This is a genomic window from Streptomyces sp. SDr-06 (assembly GCF_003324565.1).
GTDB lineage: Bacteria > Actinomycetota > Actinomycetes > Streptomycetales > Streptomycetaceae > Streptomyces.
The window spans coordinates 42,700-62,317 of the sequence record NZ_QOLA01000018.1 but is presented as its reverse complement, the minus strand read 5'-3'; the positions used below and the strand labels follow the sequence as shown (position 1 = coordinate 62,317).

The 19,618-nt window shown below is 67.7% G+C and carries 12 protein-coding genes; 8 read left to right on the top strand and 4 right to left on the bottom strand.

Going from position 1 to position 19,618, the window contains the following annotated elements; all coding sequences use genetic code 11:
• Positions 1-75 precede the first annotated feature (75 nt).
• On the bottom strand, positions 76-1,602 hold the full coding sequence (locus tag DT019_RS28880; RefSeq protein ID WP_114039883.1) for a helix-turn-helix domain-containing protein: 1,527 nt from the start codon (positions 1,600-1,602) through the stop codon (positions 76-78).
• A gap of 420 nt (positions 1,603-2,022) precedes the next feature.
• Here DT019_RS28880 and acnA point away from each other — a divergent pair, with 420 nt between their 5' ends.
• On the top strand, positions 2,023-4,752 hold the full coding sequence (acnA, locus tag DT019_RS28875) for an aconitate hydratase AcnA (protein ID WP_114039882.1): 2,730 nt from the start codon (positions 2,023-2,025) through the stop codon (positions 4,750-4,752).
• A gap of 75 nt (positions 4,753-4,827) precedes the next feature.
• Here acnA and DT019_RS28870 read toward each other — a convergent pair whose 3' ends face one another.
• The 3 genes from DT019_RS28870 to DT019_RS28860 all read right to left on the bottom strand — a co-directional run bounded on the left by DT019_RS28870 (position 4,828) and on the right by DT019_RS28860 (position 10,859).
• Complete coding sequence (locus DT019_RS28870; RefSeq protein ID WP_114039881.1) at positions 4,828-5,775, bottom strand: FG-GAP repeat domain-containing protein; 948 nt, start codon at positions 5,773-5,775, stop codon at positions 4,828-4,830.
• 194 nt (positions 5,776-5,969) lie between these two features.
• Positions 5,970-6,929, bottom strand: coding sequence for an FG-GAP repeat domain-containing protein (locus tag DT019_RS28865; protein WP_114039880.1), 960 nt, complete (start codon positions 6,927-6,929; stop codon positions 5,970-5,972).
• A gap of 93 nt (positions 6,930-7,022) precedes the next feature.
• A complete protein-coding gene (locus tag DT019_RS28860; RefSeq protein ID WP_114039879.1) occupies positions 7,023-10,859 on the bottom strand; it encodes a GH92 family glycosyl hydrolase in 3,837 nt (1,278 codons plus the stop codon).
• A 486-nt stretch (positions 10,860-11,345) separates the two neighbouring features.
• On the opposite strand from DT019_RS28860, the gene ngcE reads away from it, so the two are divergent.
• From ngcE to DT019_RS28825, 7 genes are all read left to right on the top strand, one after another.
• The gene (gene ngcE, locus DT019_RS28855; protein WP_114039878.1) at positions 11,346-12,770 is read left to right on the top strand and encodes an N-acetylglucosamine/diacetylchitobiose ABC transporter substrate-binding protein; all 1,425 of its coding nucleotides are present in this window, start codon (positions 11,346-11,348) and stop codon (positions 12,768-12,770) included.
• Between the two features lie 45 nt (positions 12,771-12,815).
• Entirely contained in the window at positions 12,816-13,742 is a 927-nt protein-coding gene (locus DT019_RS28850) for a carbohydrate ABC transporter permease (protein WP_114039877.1), read from the top strand.
• A 25-nt stretch (positions 13,743-13,767) separates the two neighbouring features.
• On the top strand, positions 13,768-14,664 hold the full coding sequence (locus DT019_RS28845; RefSeq protein WP_223279825.1) for a carbohydrate ABC transporter permease: 897 nt from the start codon (positions 13,768-13,770) through the stop codon (positions 14,662-14,664).
• 226 nt (positions 14,665-14,890) lie between these two features.
• Positions 14,891-16,090: an ROK family transcriptional regulator gene (locus tag DT019_RS28840; protein ID WP_114039875.1), complete on the top strand. Its 1,200-nt coding sequence runs from the start codon at positions 14,891-14,893 to the stop codon at positions 16,088-16,090.
• A gap of 133 nt (positions 16,091-16,223) precedes the next feature.
• Entirely contained in the window at positions 16,224-17,333 is a 1,110-nt protein-coding gene (locus tag DT019_RS28835) for a sugar ABC transporter substrate-binding protein (protein ID WP_189390032.1), read from the top strand.
• Between the two features lie 192 nt (positions 17,334-17,525).
• Complete coding sequence (locus DT019_RS28830; RefSeq protein ID WP_114039873.1) at positions 17,526-18,314, top strand: ATP-binding cassette domain-containing protein; 789 nt, start codon at positions 17,526-17,528, stop codon at positions 18,312-18,314.
• Positions 18,311-19,615, top strand: a complete 1,305-nt coding sequence (locus DT019_RS28825; protein WP_114039872.1) for a sugar ABC transporter permease — start codon at positions 18,311-18,313, stop codon at positions 19,613-19,615. The genes DT019_RS28830 and DT019_RS28825 overlap by 4 nt, the downstream gene beginning before the upstream one ends.
• Positions 19,616-19,618: the final 3 nt, after the last annotated feature.

The following is a 19,618-nucleotide window of genomic DNA, read 5'->3' as shown; positions in this document are numbered from 1 at the left end:
CGCATCTCCCGCGTCGCGGTCGGGCGGAGGGGCGCGGACGGCCGAACGCCGCGCACCCCTCGCCCCTGGAACGCCCTAGATGTCCCGGAAGATCTCGATCTGCGCACCGATCGAGTTGAGCCGCTCGGCCAGGTCCTCGTAGCCGCGGTTGATGACGTACACGTTGCGCAGCACGGAGGTGCCCTCGGCGGCCATCATCGCGAGCAGGACCACCACCGCAGGACGGAGCGCCGGGGGGCACATCATCTCGGCGGCGCGCCAGCGGGTGGGGCCCTCCACCAGGACCCGGTGCGGGTCGAGGAGCTGGAGGCGGCCGCCCAGGCGGTTGAGGTCCGTGAGGTAGATCGCGCGGTTGTCGTACACCCAGTCGTGGATGAGCGTCTTGCCCTGGGCCACCGCCGCGATCGCCGCGAAGAACGGCACGTTGTCGATGTTGAGGCCGGGGAACGGCATCGGGTGGATCTTGTCGATGGGCGCCTCCAGCTTGGAGGGGCGCACGGTGAGGTCGATCAGCCGCGTGCGCCCGTTGTCGGCGGCGTACTCGGCGGTGCGGTCGTGGTCCAGGCCCATCTCCTCGAGGACCGCGAGCTCGATCTCCAGGAACTCCACCGGGACCCGGCGGATCGTCAGCTCCGACTCGGTGACGACGGCGGCGGCCAGCAGGCTCATCGCCTCGACCGGGTCCTCGGAGGGCGAGTAGTCCACGTCGACGTCGATGTCGGCCATGCCGTGCACGGTCAGCGTGGTGGTGCCGATGCCCTCGACCCGTACGCCCAGCGCCTCCAGGAAGAAGCACAGGTCCTGGACCATGTAGTTGGAGGAGGCGTTGCGGATGACGGTGACGCCGTCGTTGCGGGCGGCCGCGAGCAGCGCGTTCTCGGTCACGGTGTCGCCGCGCTCGGTCAGCACGATCGGCCGGTCGGGCGCGGTGCGCTCCACCTCGGCGTGGTAGATCCCCTCGGTGGCCGTGATGTCCAGGCCGAACCGGCGCAGGGCGATCATGTGCGGCTCGATGGTGCGGGTGCCGAGGTCGCAGCCGCCGGCGTACGGGAGGCGGAAGCGGTCCATGCGGTGCAGCAGCGGGCCGAGGAACATGATGATGGAGCGGGTCCTGCGGGCGGCTTCCGCGTCCATCGCGTCGAGGTCGAGGCGGGCCGGCGGGACGATCTCCAGGTCGGTGCCCTCGTTGATCCAACGGGTGCGCACGCCAATGGAGTTGAGGACTTCGAGGAGCCGGTAGACCTCTTCGATGCGGGCCACGCGGCGCAGCACGGTGCGGCCCTTGTTGAGCAGCGAGCCGCAAAGGAGCGCGACACAGGCGTTCTTGCTCGTCTTGACGTCGATGGAGCCCGAGAGGCGGCGGCCGCCGACCACGCGCAGGTGCATGGGACCCGCGTACCCGAGCGAGACGATTTCACTGTCGAGCGCCTCACCGATGCGCGCGATCATCTCAAGGCTGATGTTCTGGTTCCCGCGCTCGATGCGGTTCACGGCGCTCTGGCTGGTGCCCAGAGCCTCGGCCAACTGCGTCTGCGTCCAGCCCCGGTGCTGCCGGGCGTCACGGATGAGCTTGCCGATGCGTACGAGGTAGTCGTCTGCCATGGGGGCAGGTTATCTCAGATATGAGATGCCGCTCGCGCTGGGAGGGTCCATCAGGGTGAGGAACCGTCAATTCCGATCCTGCTGTTCCCGCGCGGGAGGGGCAACCGGGCGTGGTCCGTCCGGGGACGTTCCCCCGCGCGGCTGCCGGGCGTGTCGGATCCCGCGGCCGTGGAACCCGTCTCCCGTGACCGTGGAACCCGAGGCCGCGGGTGCCGCGCGGTCCGGGGCCGGTGCCCGTGCCCTGAATGGCGTCGCCCGCGCATGACCTACCGGCGGCCATGTACTAGAGTTATCTCGACATCGAGATATCTACCGAGGCGCACCGCAGCCAACGCTCGGTAAGGGTTACCTAACTTAGCCTTACCTTAGCGGATAGACCACGGATCGTGGCGGCAGGATTGTGGTGGAACGCGCACATATATGAAGGAGACTGTCGTGTCGGCGAACAGCTTCGACGCCCGCAGCACGCTGCGCGTGGGCGACGAGTCGTACGAGATCTTCAAGCTGGACAAGGTCGAGGGCTCCGCGCGCCTCCCTTACAGCCTGAAGGTTCTCCTGGAGAACCTGCTCCGCACCGAGGACGGCGCGAACATCACCGCCGACCACATCCGCGCGCTCGGCGGCTGGGACTCGCAGGCTCAGCCGAGCCAGGAGATCCAGTTCACGCCGGCCCGCGTGATCATGCAGGACTTCACCGGCGTGCCCTGTGTCGTGGACCTCGCCACCATGCGTGAGGCCGTCAAGGAGCTCGGCGGCGACCCGGCCAAGGTCAACCCGCTCTCCCCGGCCGAGCTGGTCATCGACCACTCCGTCATCGCCGACAAGTTCGGCACCAAGGACGCGTTCGCGCAGAACGTGGAGCTGGAGTACGGCCGCAACAAGGAGCGCTACCAGTTCCTGCGCTGGGGCCAGACCGCCTTCGACGACTTCAAGGTCGTCCCGCCGGGCACCGGCATCGTCCACCAGGTCAACATCGAGCACCTCGCCCGTACGGTCATGGTCCGGGGCGGTCAGGCCTACCCGGACACCCTGGTCGGCACCGACTCGCACACCACGATGGTCAACGGCCTCGGCGTGCTCGGCTGGGGCGTCGGCGGCATCGAGGCCGAGGCCGCGATGCTGGGCCAGCCGGTCTCGATGCTCATCCCGCGCGTCGTCGGCTTCAAGCTGACCGGCGAGCTGAACCCGGGCACCACCGCCACCGACCTCGTCCTCACGATCACCGAGATGCTGCGCCAGCACGGCGTCGTCGGCAAGTTCGTCGAGTTCTACGGCGAGGGCGTGGCCGCCACGTCGCTGGCCAACCGCGCCACCATCGGCAACATGTCGCCGGAGTTCGGCTCCACCGCCGCGATCTTCCCGATCGACGACGAGACCCTGAAGTACCTGCGCCTGACCGGCCGCGACGCCCAGCAGGTCGCGCTCGTCGAGGCGTACGCCAAGGAGCAGGGCCTGTGGCTCGACCCGGCCGCCGAGCCGGACTTCTCCGAGAAGCTGGAGCTCGACCTCTCCACGGTCGTCCCCTCCATCGCCGGCCCGAAGCGTCCGCAGGACCGCATCGTCCTCGCCAACGCCGCCCAGCAGTTCGCGCAGGACGTGCGCAACTACGTCGAGGACGACGACGAGGCGGGCAAGGAGTCCTTCCCGGCCTCCGACGCCCCGGCCGCCACCAACGGCGTGCCGAGCCGCCCGACCCCGGTCACCCTCGCCGACGGCACCACCTTCGAGATCGACCACGGCGCCGTCACCGTCGCCGCGATCACCTCGTGCACCAACACCTCGAACCCGTACGTCATGGTCGCCGCGGCCCTCGTCGCGAAGAAGGCCGTCGACAAGGGCCTGACCCGCAAGCCGTGGGTCAAGACCACCCTGGCCCCGGGCTCGAAGGTCGTCACCGACTACTTCGACAAGGCCGGTCTCACCCCGTACCTCGACAAGATGGGCTTCAACCTCGTCGGGTACGGCTGCACCACCTGCATCGGCAACTCCGGTCCGCTGGACGAGGAGATCTCGAAGGCGATCAACGAGCACGACCTCGCGGTCACCTCGGTGCTCTCCGGCAACCGCAACTTCGAGGGCCGGATCAACCCCGACGTCAAGATGAACTACCTGGCGTCGCCGCCGCTGGTCGTCGCGTACGCCATCGCCGGTTCGATGAAGGTCGACATCACGACCGAGGCGATCGGCTCGGACACCGAGGGCAACCCGGTCTTCCTCAAGGACATCTGGCCCACCGAGGCCGAGGTCAACGACGTCGTGGCGAACGCCATCGGCGAGGACATGTTCAACAAGTCCTACCAGGACGTCTTCGCGGGTGACGCGCAGTGGCAGTCGCTGCCGATCCCGACCGGCAACACCTTCGAGTGGGACGCCGAGTCCACCTACGTGCGCAAGCCCCCTTACTTCGAGGGCATGACGATGGAGACCACCCCGGTCTCCGACATCGCCGGCGCCCGGGTGCTCGCGAAGCTGGGCGACTCGGTCACCACCGACCACATCTCCCCGGCCGGTGCGATCAAGGCCGACACCCCGGCGGGCAAGTACCTCACGGAGCACGGCGTCGAGCGCCGCGACTTCAACTCCTACGGCTCGCGCCGTGGCAACCACGAGGTCATGATTCGCGGCACCTTCGCGAACATCCGCCTGCGCAACCAGATCGCGCCGGGCACCGAGGGCGGCTTCACCCGCGACTTCACCGTCGAGGGCGGCCCGGTCTCCTTCATCTACGACGCCTCCCAGAACTACCAGGCCGCCGGCATCCCGCTGGTCATCCTGGCGGGCAAGGAGTACGGCTCGGGCTCGTCCCGCGACTGGGCCGCCAAGGGCACCGCGCTGCTCGGCGTCAAGGCCGTCATCGCCGAGTCGTACGAGCGCATCCACCGCTCGAACCTCATCGGCATGGGCGTCCTGCCGCTCCAGTTCCCGGAGGGCGCCACGGCGGCCACCCTCGGCCTGACCGGCGAGGAGACCTTCTCCTTCACCGGCGTCGAGGAGCTGAACAACGGCACCACGCCGCGCACCGTGAAGGTCACCACCGACACGGGCGTCGAGTTCGACGCGGTCGTCCGCATCGACACCCCCGGTGAGGCGGACTACTACCGCAACGGCGGCATCATGCAGTACGTCCTGCGCAACCTGATCCGCAACTAGCCCCACCGCACCACCAACGAACAAGGCCCGCACCCCGATTGGGGTGCGGGCCTTGCTCGTGTGCCGTGTTCTGGATCAGAACATCAGGCGCATGCCGTTCCAGCCGGTGCCGACCTTGACGCGGTCCTTGAAGGGGGCGCCGTTGGTGGTGCCGGTGCCCGCGTAGAACCACAGGCCGCCCGACGTGTCGCGACCGATGAGGTCCGCCTGGCCGTCGTTGTTCAGGTCGCCGATGCCGACGAGCTTGTTGTAGGTGTTCCAGCCGCCGCCGAGCTTGACGCGGTTGCCGAAGGGGGCGGCCCAGTTGCCCGTGCCCGGGTAGAGCCACGCCGTACCGGAGTTGTCGACGGCGATGATGTCGGCCTTGCCGTCACCGTTCATGTCGCCGCGACCGGCGATCTTGGTCATGGCGCCCCAGCCCGCGCCCAGCTTGACGGGCGGGGTGAAGGAGCCGTCGCCCTTGGCCGTGTAGAGCCACAGCACGCCGGACTTGTCACGGGCGATCAGGTCGTCGTTCGGGGCGCCGCCGAGGTCGCCGGGCGTGAAGACGAGGTTGTAGGTGTTCCAGCCCGCGCCGAGGTCCCGGGTGCCGGTGTCGTAGTTCTTGTAGATCAGGTGGCCGTCGAGCGACTTGACGTAGAAACCGTCGGCGCGGCCGTCCTTGTCGTTGTCGTACTGGGTCGCCTCGGAAATGGAGTTCCAGCCGTACGTGTTGGGCCAACGCTCGCCGAAGCCGCCCTGGCCGTTCGACGGGTAGTTCCACAGATAGCCGTCGCTGTCCACCGCCATCAGCTCGAAGGTCTCGGCGGACCCCCCGAACCCGGAGGCGTACGGCGCGGACCGCTGCTGGTCCTTGGCCTTCGGCTTGACGTGCTGCTGGGCCTTGCCCGCCGCGTCCTTGGCGGAGGGAACGCCGTCGGCGGCGGCGGTGCCCGCCGTGGTGGCGACGAGGGCCGCGGCGATGGCGGCGACGGCTATGCGAGAAGCGGTCCGCCCGTGCTTACGGCCGTTGAAAGGGGCCATGTGTTACTCCAACATGCGAAAGCGAGAGACACACATCTGGTCAAGATGCGGTAAGAGCGCTTTAGGCTCTCTTTACAGGATCTTCGCACAGTGCATACGGACTCCCCGCGCCCGGGGGTGACTTGTCGGCACATACGAGACAAGGCCCGTACTCCGCAGGGGAGTACGGGCCTTGCCCGGGTGCGGCCGATGGATCAGAACATCAGGCGCATGCCGTTCCAGCCGGTGCCGACCTTGACGCGGTCCTTGAAGGGGGCGCCGTTGGTGGTGCCGGTGCCCGGGTAGAACCACAGGCCGCCGTCGGCGTCGCGGCCGATGAGGTCCGCCTTGCCGTCGAAGTTCAGGTCGCCGAGGCCGACCAGGGTGTTGTAGGTGTTCCAGCCACCGCCGAGCTTGACGCGGTTGCCGAACGGGGCGGCCCAGTTGCCGGTGCCCGGGTACAGCCAGCCGGTGCCCGCGTTGTCGACGGCGATGATGTCGGCCTTGCCGTCACCGTTCATGTCGCCGCGACCGGCGATCTTGGTCATGACACCCCAGCCCGCGCCCAGCTTGACGGGCGGGGTGAAGGAGCCGTCGCCCTTGGCCGTGTAGAGCCACAGCACGCCGGACTTGTCACGGGCCAGCAGGTCGTCGGCCGGGGCGCCGCCGAGGTCGCCCGGCGAGAAGACGCGGTCGTAGGCGTTCCAGCCGCCGCCGAGGTCCTTCACGACGGAGTTCTCTTCAAGGGGCGCGAAGTACAGGTGGCCGTTGGTGCCCAGGGTGTACCAGGCGTCGGCGACCCCGTCCTTGTTGTTGTCGACCTGGGTCGCCTGGCTGATCACGTTCCAGCCGTTGCCCAGGGCCTGACGGTCACCGAAACCGCCCGAACCGTTCGGCGGGTACATGTAGACGGTGCCCGAACCGTCCGCCGCGGTGAGCGGGAACGTTTCCGCGGCCGGGGTCTCGCTGCCCGCCGCGAAGGCGCGCTTCTGGGCGGAGGGGGACTGCTTGCCCTTGGCCTGGGCGACCTTCTGCGCTGCCGTCGCCGCGGCGGGGGCCGGCGTGCTGTCGGCGGAAGCCGCACCCGCCGTCGTGCCCACGAGGGCGGCTGCGATCGCCGCGACGGCGATGCGGGACAGGGCGCGACCGCCCTTACGGCCGGAAAGTATGGCCACGTATTTCTCCATGTCGAGGAAGAGACGCGCCGCGCCTGGTCGAGGCGCGACGCGAGATCTTCTGGATCCTTTCACGCAATCTTTGCGTGTCAACTAGTTTGCGGACGGGGCGAGTAGCTCCAATTCGGCCAGCGTGGCCTTCGCCGCGGGAACTATTCGGTAATGGGTGTAGGAACCGGGCGAATGGATCGAGAACACCCTCGTCTGGCGGTCCCAGGTGAAGGTTTCACCGGTTCGCCTGTCCAACTCCGTCCACTTCGTTCCGTCCTGTGATCCTTCGAGGACCCAGGCCGAGGGAGCCGTCCCGGCGGTGGCCGAGGTCAGCGTGTACTGCGTGGCCTTCGTGGCCTTGCTGACGGGAAGATCCGTCGGGCCGAACTCGGCCGAGGTCGCGGAGGAGTTGTCGAACAGCGGGCCCGAGCCGGTGATCACGTCGGCCGGGGGAGCGGGCACCTGGTCGTCCTTGGCGATGGAGACCGGCGCCGCGTTCTTGCCGGTGCCCCAGGACGAGGGACGCGCCCCCATCGTGAAGTCGAGCGTGCCGCCGCGCGCGAGCAGGTCGTGCGGGAGCGCCGTCGAGTTCCACGGCTTCCCGTCGACCTTCAGGGACTGCACGTACACGTTCCGCGCGCTGTTCCGCGGCGCCTTCACCACCAGGTCGCGGCCGTTCTCCAGATGGACGGTCGCCTTGGTGAAGAGGGGAGAGCCGATCGCGTACTCGCCGCTGCCCATCACCAGCGGGTAGAAGCCGAGCGCCGAGAACACGTACCAGGCCGACTGCTCGCCGTTGTCCTCGTCACCGAGGTAGCCCTGTCCGATCTCGCTGCCGTTGTACAGACGCCTCAGGACCTCGCGGATCTTCTCCTGCGCCTTGTAGGGCTCGCCCGCCGCGTCGTACATGTACGTCACGTGATGGGCGACCTGGTTGGAGTGGCCGTACTGGCCCATCCGCACGTCACGCGCCTCGGTCATCTCGTGGATGACGCTGCCGTACGAACCGGCGAACTCGGGCGACGCCGTCTCGGGAGTGGAGAAGTAGGCGTCCAGCTTCTTGGCGAGGCCCGCCCGGCCGCCGTACAGGTTGGCGAGGCCGCGCGAGTCCTGCGGGGCGGTGAAGGCGTAGCCCCAGCCATTGGTCTCGGTGAAGTCGTAACCCCACACCCGGGGATCGAACTTCGCGCTGTCCACGCGCCACTGGCCGTTCGCGTCCTTGCCCTGGAAGAAGCCCGCCTTGGCGTCGAAGAGCTTCACGTAGTTCTGGGCGCGGCCCATGAAGTACGCGGACTCCTCCTTGTAACGGGGCTTCTTCGTCTTCGCGTACAGCGCCTGGCCCAGCTGCGCGAGGCCGTAGTCGTTGACATAGCCCTCCATCGACCAGGACAGGCCCTCGGGGGTCGAGGTCGGGGTGTAGCCGAGGAAGGGGGAGGTGTCCATGCCTTTGCGGCCGACGCCGGAGGAGGGCGGGGCGACGGTGGCGTTCTTCAGGGCCGCCTCGTACGCGGCCTCGGCGTCGAACTTCACGCCCTTCACATAGGCGTCGGCGAACGCGACGTCCGAACTCGTGCCGGTCATCAGGTCCGCGTAGCCGGGCGAGGACCAGCGGGAGATCCAGCCGCCGTCCTTGTACTGCTGCACGAAGCCGTCGACCATCTCGCCGGCCTTCTTCGGGGTGAGGAGCGAGTAGGCGGGCCAGGTCGTGCGGTAGGTGTCCCAGAACCCGTTGTTGACGTACACCGTGCCGTCGACGACTTTCGAGCCGGTGTGGGTGGGGGTGTCCGCGCCGGTCTTCGGCGAGAACGGGCTGGCGTACTGGTTCTTCGAACCGACCTTCTCGAAACCGGAGTTGGGGTAGAGGTAGAGCCGGTAGAGCGAGGAGTACAGGGTGGTCAGCTGGTCGTGCGAGGCACCCTCGACCTCGATGCGGCCCAGGATGTTGTCCCAGGCCTGCCGCGCCCGGTCCTTGATCTGGTCGAACCCGGTCCTCGCGGGAATCTCGGCCGCCAGGTTCGCCTTCGCCTGGTCCACACTGATGAGTGAGGTCGCCAGGCGCAGGGTCACCGTGCGGTTCTTGCCGGGTGCGAAGCGCGCGTAGCCGGTGACGTCGGCGCCCCCGCCGCCCGCCAGCCTGCCGCTCGCGGTCACCGCGGTGTCGAAGACGCCGTACACGAAGAGCCGTCCGGCGCCCGCCGACAGGCCGCTCCGCACGTCCGAGAAGCCGGTGAAGGAACGCGTCGCCGGGTCGAGGGTGAGCCCGCCCTGGTTGGTGACGTTGTCGAGGATCAGGCTCGCGTCGTCACCGGGATAGGTGAAGCGCATCATCGCCGCGTGGTCGGTCGGCGTGATCTCCGTCTTGAGACCGTTCTCGAAGGTGACGCCGTAGTAGTACGGCTTCGCGGTCTCGTTCTCGTGCCGGAAGGGCAGCGCGCGGGCGGTCCGGGAGGCGTCGGGGGTCCCGGCCGCCGCGGACGGCATCACCTGGAAGGTCTGCCGGTCGCCCATCCAGGGGCTCGGCTCGTGACTGGCGCTGAAGGCCTGGAGCATCGGCAGGTTGTCGGCGTTGTTGCGGCGCGCGTAGTCGTACAGCCAGTCCTGCGAACCGGCGTTGGTCACCGGCGTCCAGAAATTGAAGCCGTTGGGGACCGCCGTCGCGGGGAAGTTGTTGCCGCGCGAGAAGGAGCCGCTGGAAAGGGTGCCGCGGGTGGTGAGCGCGTAGTCCGCGAGGTGCGCGAGCGGCTTCTCGGGCTTCTTCGGCGCGATCGAGAGGTCGTCGATCCAGCCCTGGAACTTGGCGGGCCCCTTGACCGAGTCGTACGCCACCAGGATCCGGGCCACGCGCTTGCCGGCGGCGACGGTGCCGATCAGCGAGGACACGTGGTTCCACTGGTTGACGTAGAGCGTCTTGGCGGCACCCTGGCCCTGCGGGCTGAGCAGACCGCCGTGCGCGTCGAGCGCCTTGAGGTCACTCAGATAGGTGCCGTCCGTGAAGGCGAGGTCCACGGACACGTTGGTGGCCGGGTAGGTGAGGTCGGTCTCCGTCATCGACGGGAAGATCTTGTAGTCGAGCTCGGTGTCCCGGCCGACCGGCAGGTCCACGTCGAAGACCTTGTTGTACGAGTAGGCCCGGCCGTCCGCCTTGTGGGTGCCGGCGTAGCGCAGCGCCCGCTTCCCGGTGAAACCCGCGTTCGCCTTGGCGGTGGGGGAGCCGCCGGGGCCGCGGTCCGGGGCGGTGCGCATGTCCGGGGGGATCGGGGTGCTGGTGTCGCCGTTGGAGAACTGGATGTCGGCGAGCTGGGTGATGGGGGCGCCGTGGTTGGCGGTGATCTCCAGGCGGTAGTGCGCGTACGCCGTGGTGCCCGGGAAGTCGTACGTCTTGGTCTGGAAGCGGTCCTTGAAGCTCTCGCCGGTGCGGCTGTCCAGGGTCTTCCAGTCCTTGCCGTCCGCCGATCCCTTCAGCGTCCAGTCCTTGGGGTCGCGTTCGGGGGCGTCGTTGGCGGACGTCAACGCGTAGGTGACCGTCTTCACCGGTTCGGACAGATCGAATTCGAGCCAAGCGGTGGGCTGGAAGGCGAGCCATTTCGTGCTGGGCTGCCCGTCGACGAGATTCTCCTTCACCTCGCCGCCGTCGGTGTTCTCCGCGCTGGCCCGGACATCGGTGACCCTGTCGGTCACGTTGCCCGGTATGCCGCTGGTGAAGCCGCCGTCGACGCCCGAGGACCGCTTGTTCCCGGCGCGGTCGGTATCGACGGTATTGGTCCAGTCCGGCTGGGGCTGGCCCGTTTCGAACGAGGTGCTGAACCGGCCGCCGCCGCGGTCGGGTTGGGCGGTCGCGGAGGGCGCACCGACGGCCGACTGCGCCGTCACTACGAGCAGGAACGAGGCGGCCACCAGGGCGGCCGCCGGTCCTCGTCGGTACCGGGATCTGGGCAGCATGCGGGCCCTTTCCTTCGGTGCAAGCCGGGGTGAGCCGGCGTTTGCGAGGTGGACAACGTTGTCAGAGTGGAAACGCAGGATCCAGTAGCACGGCAAGTGGCTGTTCATGTCAAGGGTGTTGAGAAGGAATGGATGGCCTGAATCAACAGGGGCAATGCAGACGTCAAGGTGTGTAATGCGCGTCAAAAGGAGCACCCTCATCCACATTGGTACGTACCAATGGATATATCCGCGAGGTCTCAACTCGGGAAAGAACCTCGGCCAACCCTGCTTTCGATCTTGCTCAGTTGACGGGAAGTGGACTATACCTGTCGGCGTCCGGGCAACCCGCTGAACGCGGGCGGGGGGAACCGCGTGCGGGCCGGTCGGCCCGGGACCGGGCAGCCTCCGCGATGGATGTACGGCATCACTCACGCTTCAACTGTTCGCGGGCGTCGGCGGATTCCGCTGCACCGCATGAGTCCTGGAGAAGGCGAGGACTTGAGCATGGGATCCGAGATCAACCGCCGTGACGCACTCAAGCGGGCCATGGCAATCGGCCTGCTGGCTGTGCCGGCGACCTCACTGCTGAGCGCGTGTGCGAGTTCCGACGGCGGTGACACCACCAAGAAGCCGAGCTCCCAGGGCACCAAGTCGGCGGACAATCCGCTCGGCGTCAACAAGGGCACCGCCCTTGAGGCGTTCGTCTTCAAGGGAGGCTTCGGCGACGACTACATCAAGTCCGCCGAGGCCGATTACAACGCCAAGTACGGCATCACCATCAAGCACACCGGCACGCAGGCGATCGGCCCCAAGCTCCAGCCGCGTTTCGCGGGCGGCACCCCGCCGGACTTCATGGACAACTCCGGCGCCGACAACCTCGACACCGCGGCCCTCGCCAAGACCGGCAAGCTCCAGGACCTCACCCCGCTCCTGGACGCGCCCACCATCGACGACCCGTCGAAGAAGATCCGCGACGTCCTCATCGCCGGCACCGTCGAGCAGGGCCAGTTCGGCTCCAAGGAGATGTACGCGTTCAACTACGCGTTCACCGTCTACGGCAGCTTCTACTCCAACAAGCTGTTCAAGGAGAAGGGCTGGACGTACCCGCAGACCTTCTCGGACATGCTGGCCCTCTGCAAGAAGATCAAGGCCGCGGGCATCGCCCCCTTCACGTACCCGGGCAAGTACCCCTACTACGTGCACTTCGACCTGCTGCACCAGATCGGCAAGGTCGGCGGCAAGGAGGCCCTCAACGCGATCGACAACCTCGACGACGGCGCCTTCAAGACCGACGCGGTCAAGGAAGTCATCACGTACTACGAGGAGCTGGCCGGCCAGGGCTACTTCCTGCAGGGCTCCGAGGGCATGACGCACATCCAGATGCAGACCGCCTGGACGCAGGGCCGCGCCGCCATGGTGGCCGACGGCTCCTGGGTCGAGAACGAGGCCGCGCCCACCATGCCGAAGGACTTCGACCTCGCGGTCGGCTCCCTCATCGGCTCCGGGCCGAGCGACAAGCTCCCCTTCGGCGCCCTGTACGCGGCGGCCGGCGAGCCCTTCATCGTCGCCAAGGACGGCAAGAACCCGGTCGGCGGCATGGAACTGCTGCGCATCATGCTCAGCAAGAAGCAGACCACCAACTTCACCAACGCCATCAAGTCGCTGACCTGTGTGCAGGGCGCCGCCGACGGTCTCAGCCTCACCCCGGGCCTGACCTCCGCGAACGCGGCCCTGAAGGCGGCCGGGCCGAATGTGCTCAACTCCCGTCTGCAGGACTGGTACAAGAAGCTGAACAACGAGACCATCGGCAACCTGACCCTGGACCTGCTCACCGGCAAGATCAAGGCAGCCGAGTGGATGGACAAGGCCCAGAAGGCGTCGGACGACACCAAGAAGGACTCCTCCGTCCCGAAGTTCAAGCACCTCTGACGAGGGCGCTTACCCTTACTGGCTGAGACGAGAGCGACCGGCGACATGCGACACGGCAAGTACCGGTTCATCATCGGGTTCCTGGCAATTCCCCTGGCGCTGTACGGGGTCCTCGTGATCTCGCCGTTCCTCCAGGACTTCCAGATCTCGATGACGAGCTGGAGCGGACTGACGCCCGAGAAGAACTTCATCGGGCTGGACAACTATCAGAAACTGATTCACAACGACCTGTTCTGGAAGGCGTTGTGGCACAACGTCCTTCTGCTCCTCTTCGTGCCGGTCGTCACGCTGGCCCTCGGTCTCTTCTTCGCCTTCATGCTGAACGTCGGCGGCCGTCGCAGGGGTTCTGCGGGGGTCGCCGGCGTGCGGGGCTCCGGCTTCTACAAGGTGATCTTCTTCTTCCCGCAGGTCCTCTCGATCACGATCATCGCGATCCTGTGGCAGCAGATCTACAACCCCGACCCCCAGAACGGGATGCTCAACTCCCTTCTGGCGGACGTCGGTCTGAGCTCGCTCCAGCAGTCCTGGCTCGGTGACTCCAGCATCGCGCTGATCTGCATCATGGTCGTGATGGTCTGGGCGAACGTCGGTTTCTACGTCGTCCTGTTCTCGGCCGGAATGGCCTCCATTCCGGCCGAGATCTACGAGGCGGCGCTCCTGGACGGCGCCTCCAAGGTCAAGACGTTCTTCCGGATCACCCTGCCGCTGCTGCGCGACACGGTGGCCACCGCCTGGGTCTACATGGGCATCATCGCCATGGACGCGTTCATCTACGTACAGCTGATGTCCGTGAACGTCGGCGGCCCCGACGAATCCACCGACGTGGTCCCGCTGCTCCTCTACAAGACGGCGTTCCGGGACAACAGCCAGTACGGAATGGCCGCCGCCATGGGTGTCGCGATGCTCATCGTGACCCTGGTGTTCGCCATTCTCAGCATGCGTCTTTCGCGCCGCGAGCGCATCGAATTCTAGGGGTGGCGCGATGACGACCGAAACGATGAAGGTTGACGGCGAGCAGTCGTCCGCACCCGCCGCGAGCGCGGCCCGCTGGAAGTGGCGCAGCAGCGAGGGGGGTGTGCTCAACGCGTTCAGCCATGTGTTCCTGGTGGTGTGGGCGCTCATGGTGGGCGTACCCCTGCTGTGGGCGCTGTGGAGCTCGTTCAAGACCTCCGGCGACATCCTGACCCACCCCTGGTCGCTGCCCACCGAGTTCCACTTCGACAACTGGTCGCGGGCCTGGAGCAAGGCAAACATCGGGCAGTACTTCCTCAACACCGCGTTCGTGGTGGGTGTTTCGACCTTCGGCACCATGCTGCTCGGTTCGATGGCGGCCTATGTGCTGGCCCGCTTCGAGTTCCCCGGCAACAGGTTCATCTACTTCCTGTTCGTCGGCGGCATGGCGTTCCCCGTGGTGATGGTGCTCGTACCGCTGTTCTTCGTCGCGAAGAACCTCGGGGTCCTCAACACGCTGCCCGGTCTGATCCTGATCTACATCGCGTACTCGCTGCCGTTCACGGTGTTCTTCATGACGGCGTTCTTCCGGACGCTGCCGACCACGGTCGCCGAGGCCGCGCTGATCGACGGGGCCTCGCACACCCGCACCTTCTTCCAGATCATGCTGCCGATGGCCAAGCCCGGCATCATCAGCATCGGCATCTTCAACGTGCTCGGGCAGTGGAACCAGTACCTGCTGCCGCTGGTGCTCAACCAGGGCGACACCAAGAACTGGGTGCTCACCCAGGGTCTCGCGGACCTCGCCGTGCAGCAGGGCTACCAGGGCGACTGGGGGGCGCTCTTCGCGGGCCTCACCATCGCGATGCTGCCCGTGCTCGCCGTGTACGTCGTCTTCCAGAAGCAGGTCCAGGCGGGCCTGACGGCGGGCGCCCTCAAGTAACGCCGCCGCCTTCCACCCCTCCCCCCCGACCGCCCGTGGGCCCTTGCCCACGGGCGGTCCGGCGTTGTGGGCGCCGGGCTCCGCATCTGCTCAGGTCTTGACGGGAGACCACCCTGAAGGCTGAGCTTAGAGTTCACATGTTGGAGAAAAGACGGGGCCTCATTGCTGCGGCTCCGTGCGGGGGCGGCCGTCGTGCCGTCCGCCTACGGCGGGAGTGGATGAGTCGATGGAGACTCCGGGGTCGCAGACGTCATTGCACCGGGCCAACCTCGAGCGGGTCGTGCGCGCCGTGCGCATGGCGGGCTCCCTCACCCAGGCCGAGATCGCCAGAACGACGGGCCTGTCCGCGGCCACGGTCTCCAACATCGTCCGCGAGCTGAAGGACGGCGGGACCGTCGAGGTCACGCCCACCTCGGCGGGCGGCCGGCGGGCCCGCAGCGTCTCGCTCAGCGGCTCGGCGGGCATCGTCATCGGCGTCGATTTCGGCCATACGCACCTGAGGGTGGCCGTCGGCAACCTGGCGCACCAGGTGCTCGCCGAGGAGTCCGAGCCGCTCGATGTCGACGCCTCCTCGGCGGAGGGCTTCGACCGGGCGGAAGAGCTGGTCAAGCGGCTGATCGCGGCCACCGGCATCGGCCAGGACAAGGTCATCGGGGTGGGCCTCGGCGTGCCCGGCCCCATCGACGTGGAGTCCGGCACGCTCGGCTCCACCTCGATCCTGCCGGGCTGGACCGGCATCAACCCCAGCGAGGAGCTCTCGGGGCGCCTGGGCGTCCCGGTGTACGTGGACAACGACGCCAACCTGGGCGCGCTCGGCGAGCTGGTCTGGGGCGGCGGCCGCGGGGTCAGGGACCTGGCGTACATCAAGGTGGCGAGCGGTGTCGGCGCCGGCCTGGTGATAGAGGGGCAGATCTACCGGGGCCCCGGCGGCACCGCGGGCGAGATCGGGCACATCACCCTGGACGAGTCGGGCCCGGTGTGCCGCTGCGGCAACCGCGGCTGCCTGGAGACCTTCGCCGCGGCCCGCTACGTGCTCCCCCTGTTGCAATCCAGCCACGGCGCCGACCTGACCATGGAGCGCGTGGTCCAGTTGGCCCGCGAGGGCGACCCGGGCTGCCGCCGCGTGATCGCGGACGTGGGGCGCCACATCGGCAGCGGTGTCGCCAACCTGTGCAACCTCCTGAACCCGAGCCGGGTGGTCCTCGGCGGCGACCTCGCGGAGGCCGGAGAGCTCGTGCTCGGGCCCATCCGGGACTCGGTGTCGCGGTACGCGATCCCCAGCGCCGCACGGCAGTTGTCGGTTCTTCCGGGGGCGCTCGGCGGCCGTGCGGAGGTGCTCGGCGCGCTCGCCCTCGTCCTGAGTGAAATGGGGGATTCCACCCTGTTGGACAGCGCTCTGCCTGCCTCGGCGCCTGCCTTCACTTAGATAACGGATGGCACCGTTGTCATCTCGTTAAGGATTTACTCCTTGACGGTGGGCTTAACGCCGAGTTGACTTCCAGCCACCTCGGCCGCAACGTCGCGGCCTCGTCAGGGAGGTTTCTGAAGTGAACACGAACATGCGTCGTGCCGCTGTAGCCGTTGCCGCCACCGCGATGGCCGTCTCGCTCGCCGCCTGTGGCAGTGCCAAGGAGTCGGGCGGCGGCACCAAGTCGTCCGGCACCAGCAGCGCCAAGAAGGGCGACGACCTCAAGATCGGCCTGCTGCTCCCCGAGAACCAGACCGCGCGCTACGAGAAGTTCGACAAGCCGCTGATCGAGGCCAAGGTCAAGGAGCTGACCAACGGCAAGGGCCAGATCGTCTACGCGAACGCCAAGCAGGACGCGACGACCCAGAACCAGCAGGCCGACACGATGATCACCAACAAGGTGGACGCGCTCATCGTGGACTCGGTCGACTCCAAGGCCATCGCGGGCTCGGTCAAGAAGGCCAAGGACGCGGGCATCCCGGTCGTCGCCTTCGACCGCCTCGCCGAGGGTCCCATCGACTCCTACGTGTCCTTCGACAACGAGGAAGTCGGCCACGTGCAGGGCAAGGCCCTCCTCCAGGCCCTGGGCGACAAGGCCAAGTCCGGCGACATCGTCATGATGAACGGCGCCGTCACCGACCCGAACGCCGCGCTCTTCAAGAAGGGCGCCCACGCCGAGCTCGACGGCAAGGTGAACATCGGGAAGGAGTACGACACCAAGGAGTGGAAGCCCGAGAACGCCAACGCCAACATGGAGGCCGCGCTCTCGGCCCTCGGCAAGGACAAGGTCATCGGCGTCTACTCCGCCAACGACGGCATGGCGGGCGGCATCATCACGGCCCTCAAGGCGGCCGGCCTCGCCAAGCTCCCCCCGGTCACCGGCCAGGACGCCGAGCTCGCGGGTGTGCAGCGGATCATCACGGGCGAGCAGTACATGAGCGTCTACAAGTCGTACCCGCAGGAGGACGCCATCGCCGCCGAGATGGCCGTCAAGCTCGCCAAGGGCCAGGACCTCGGCTCGCTCGGCGCCAAGAAGGTCGACTCGCCGACCACCAAGGGTGTCCCGTCCACGATCGTCCCGGTCGTCTCGCTGACCAAGGACAACATCAACGACACCGTCATCAAGGACAAGATCTACACGATCGCCGACATCTGCACGGGCAACTACAAGGCTGCCTGCGACGCCCTCGGCCTCAAGTAGGTTCCTCGCCAAGTCCCCTTCACCACACGGGACTTGAGCCCCTCCACTCGTCCGGCGCCCTGCGCCCGCTCCAGCCCCCGCGAGGGCGCGGGCGCCGGACGGAACGTTTCCCCCTTGCTGTTCTCTTCTGCTCGACCTCCGCGCCCCCACCCCTCCGGGCGCGGCATCCCCGCCGGTCAGGCGGCGAAGGAGATGGTTCACGTGTCCGCTACGCCCGTGTTGGCGTTGCGCGGGGTCTCCAAGCGGTTCGGTGCCGTTCAGGCGCTCACCGACGTAGAGCTTGAGGTCCACGCCGGTGAAGTGGTCGCCCTGGTGGGCGACAACGGCGCCGGAAAGTCCACGCTGGTCAAGACGATCGCCGGCGTGCACCCCATCGATGACGGCGTCATCGAGTGGGAGGGCAAGGCCGTCCAGATCGCCAAGCCGCACGACGCCCAGAGCCTGGGCATCGCGACCGTCTACCAGGACCTCGCGCTGTGCGACAACATCGACGTCGTCGGCAACCTCTACCTCGGTCGCGAGCTGCGCAAGCGCGGCATCCTCGACGAGGTCGAGATGGAGCGCCGCTCGCGCGAGCTGCTCACCACGCTGTCGATCCGCATCCCGAGCGTGCGCATCCCGATCGCCTCCCTCTCCGGCGGCCAGCGCCAGACCGTGGCCATCGCCCGTTCGATGCTCGGCGAGCCCAAGCTCGTCATCCTCGACGAGCCGACCGCGGCCCTCGGCGTCGAGCAGACCGCGCAGGTCCTCGACCTGGTGGAGCGGCTGCGCGAGCGCGGCCACGCGGTCATCCTCATCAGCCACAACATGGCCGATGTGAAGGCCGTCGCCGACAAGGTCGCGGTGCTCCGGCTCGGCCGGAACAACGGTGTCTTCGACGTGAAGACCACCACGCAGGAAGAGATCATCTCCGCCATCACCGGGGCCACGGACAATGCCGTGACCCGCCGTGCGGCGCGCAACGCGGAGGTTCAGAAGTGAGCACCGACAAGACCTCCCCGGCCGACCTCGGCAAGCCGGCCGCGGCCCCCGTGGACGCGCCGCCCGCCGCCGAGGCCGCCTCCACCGCGGTCGACCCCCGGCTGCTGGTGCGCGAGCAGGGCTTCGCCGGCTACGTCGGCGAACTGAAGCGCAAGGTACGCGCCGGTGAACTGGGCGCGCTGCCCGTGATCGTCGGCCTGGTTATCATCTGCATCGTCTTCCAGAGCCTGAACTCCAACTTCCTCACCGCGGGCAACCTCTCCAACATCTCGGTCGCCATGGTCGGGACGGGCATGATCGCCGTCGGCATCGTCTTCGTGCTGCTGCTCGGCGAGATCGACCTGTCGGTCGGTTCGGTCAGCGGTGTGGCGGGCGCGTCCTTCGCGGTGCTCAGCATCCTGCACGGCACGCCCGAGTGGCTGGCGCTGGTCCTGGCCATCCTCTCGGGTACGGTCGCGGGCGCCATCCACGGCTTCATCTTCGCCCGGATCGGCGTCCCCGCCTTCGCCGTCACGCTGGCCGGTCTGCTGTTCTGGAACGGCTTCATGCTGAAGATCCTGGGCGACAACGGCACGATCAACACCAACGGCTCCGGCGTCTTCTACAACCTGTCGAACTACTACTTCAGCGATGTCGCGGTGGCCTACGGCGCCGCCGCCGTGGCTGTCGCGGTGTTCTTCCTCTCCGCGTTCTTCGACAACCGCCGCCGTGAGGCAGCGGGCGTGCCGTCGCGGCCGCTCAACGAGATCGTGCTGCGCACGGTGCTGCTGGCGATCGTGGCCTTCGCCGCGGCCTTCATGTTCAACCAGTACAAGGGCCTGCCGCTGGCCGTGGTGATCTTCCTCGCGGTGCTGATCGTCACCGACTTCGTGCTCCGCCGCACCGCGTACGGCCGCAAGATCTTCGCGCTCGGCGGCAGCGTCGAGGCCTCGCGCCGCGCCGGTATCAACATCGTGATGATCCGCACGTCGGTCTACGCGATCTCGGGCACCTTCGCGGCGGTCGGCGGTCTTTTCATCGCCTCCAAGATCAGCGCGGCCAACCAGAGCGCCGGCAGCGGCGACCTGCTGATGAACGCCATCGCGGCGGCCGTCATCGGCGGCACCAGCCTCTTCGGCGGCCGCGGCCGCACCTGGAACGCGCTCCTCGGCGTGCTGGTGATCGTCTCGATCCAGTACGGCCTGGCGCTCGAAGGCGTCGCCTCCGCGATTCAGCAGATGATCACCGGTGGTGTGCTTCTGCTCACCGTGATCATCGACGCCGTCACCCGGAAGACCCAGAAGTCCGCGGGCCGCGCCTGACCT

What these genes read in the sequence shown, in the direction of transcription:
- DT019_RS28845 (WP_223279825.1), top strand. Translation starts at nt 13,768, where the DNA reads ATGAAGGTTGACGGCGAGCAGTCGTCCGCACCCGCCGCGAGCGCGGCC.
- DT019_RS28840 (WP_114039875.1), top strand. Translation starts at nt 14,891, where the DNA reads ATGGAGACTCCGGGGTCGCAGACGTCATTGCACCGGGCCAACCTCGAG.
- ngcE (WP_114039878.1), top strand. Translation starts at nt 11,346, where the DNA reads ATGGGATCCGAGATCAACCGCCGTGACGCACTCAAGCGGGCCATGGCA.
- DT019_RS28850 (WP_114039877.1), top strand. Translation starts at nt 12,816, where the DNA reads ATGCGACACGGCAAGTACCGGTTCATCATCGGGTTCCTGGCAATTCCC.
- DT019_RS28880 (WP_114039883.1), bottom strand. Translation starts at nt 1,602, where the DNA reads ATGGCAGACGACTACCTCGTACGCATCGGCAAGCTCATCCGTGACGCC.
- DT019_RS28830 (WP_114039873.1), top strand. Translation starts at nt 17,526, where the DNA reads ATGGTTCACGTGTCCGCTACGCCCGTGTTGGCGTTGCGCGGGGTCTCC.
- DT019_RS28870 (WP_114039881.1), bottom strand. Translation starts at nt 5,775, where the DNA reads ATGGCCCCTTTCAACGGCCGTAAGCACGGGCGGACCGCTTCTCGCATA.
- DT019_RS28835 (WP_189390032.1), top strand. Translation starts at nt 16,224, where the DNA reads ATGCGTCGTGCCGCTGTAGCCGTTGCCGCCACCGCGATGGCCGTCTCG.
- acnA (WP_114039882.1), top strand. Translation starts at nt 2,023, where the DNA reads ATGAAGGAGACTGTCGTGTCGGCGAACAGCTTCGACGCCCGCAGCACG.
- DT019_RS28860 (WP_114039879.1), bottom strand. Translation starts at nt 10,859, where the DNA reads ATGCTGCCCAGATCCCGGTACCGACGAGGACCGGCGGCCGCCCTGGTG.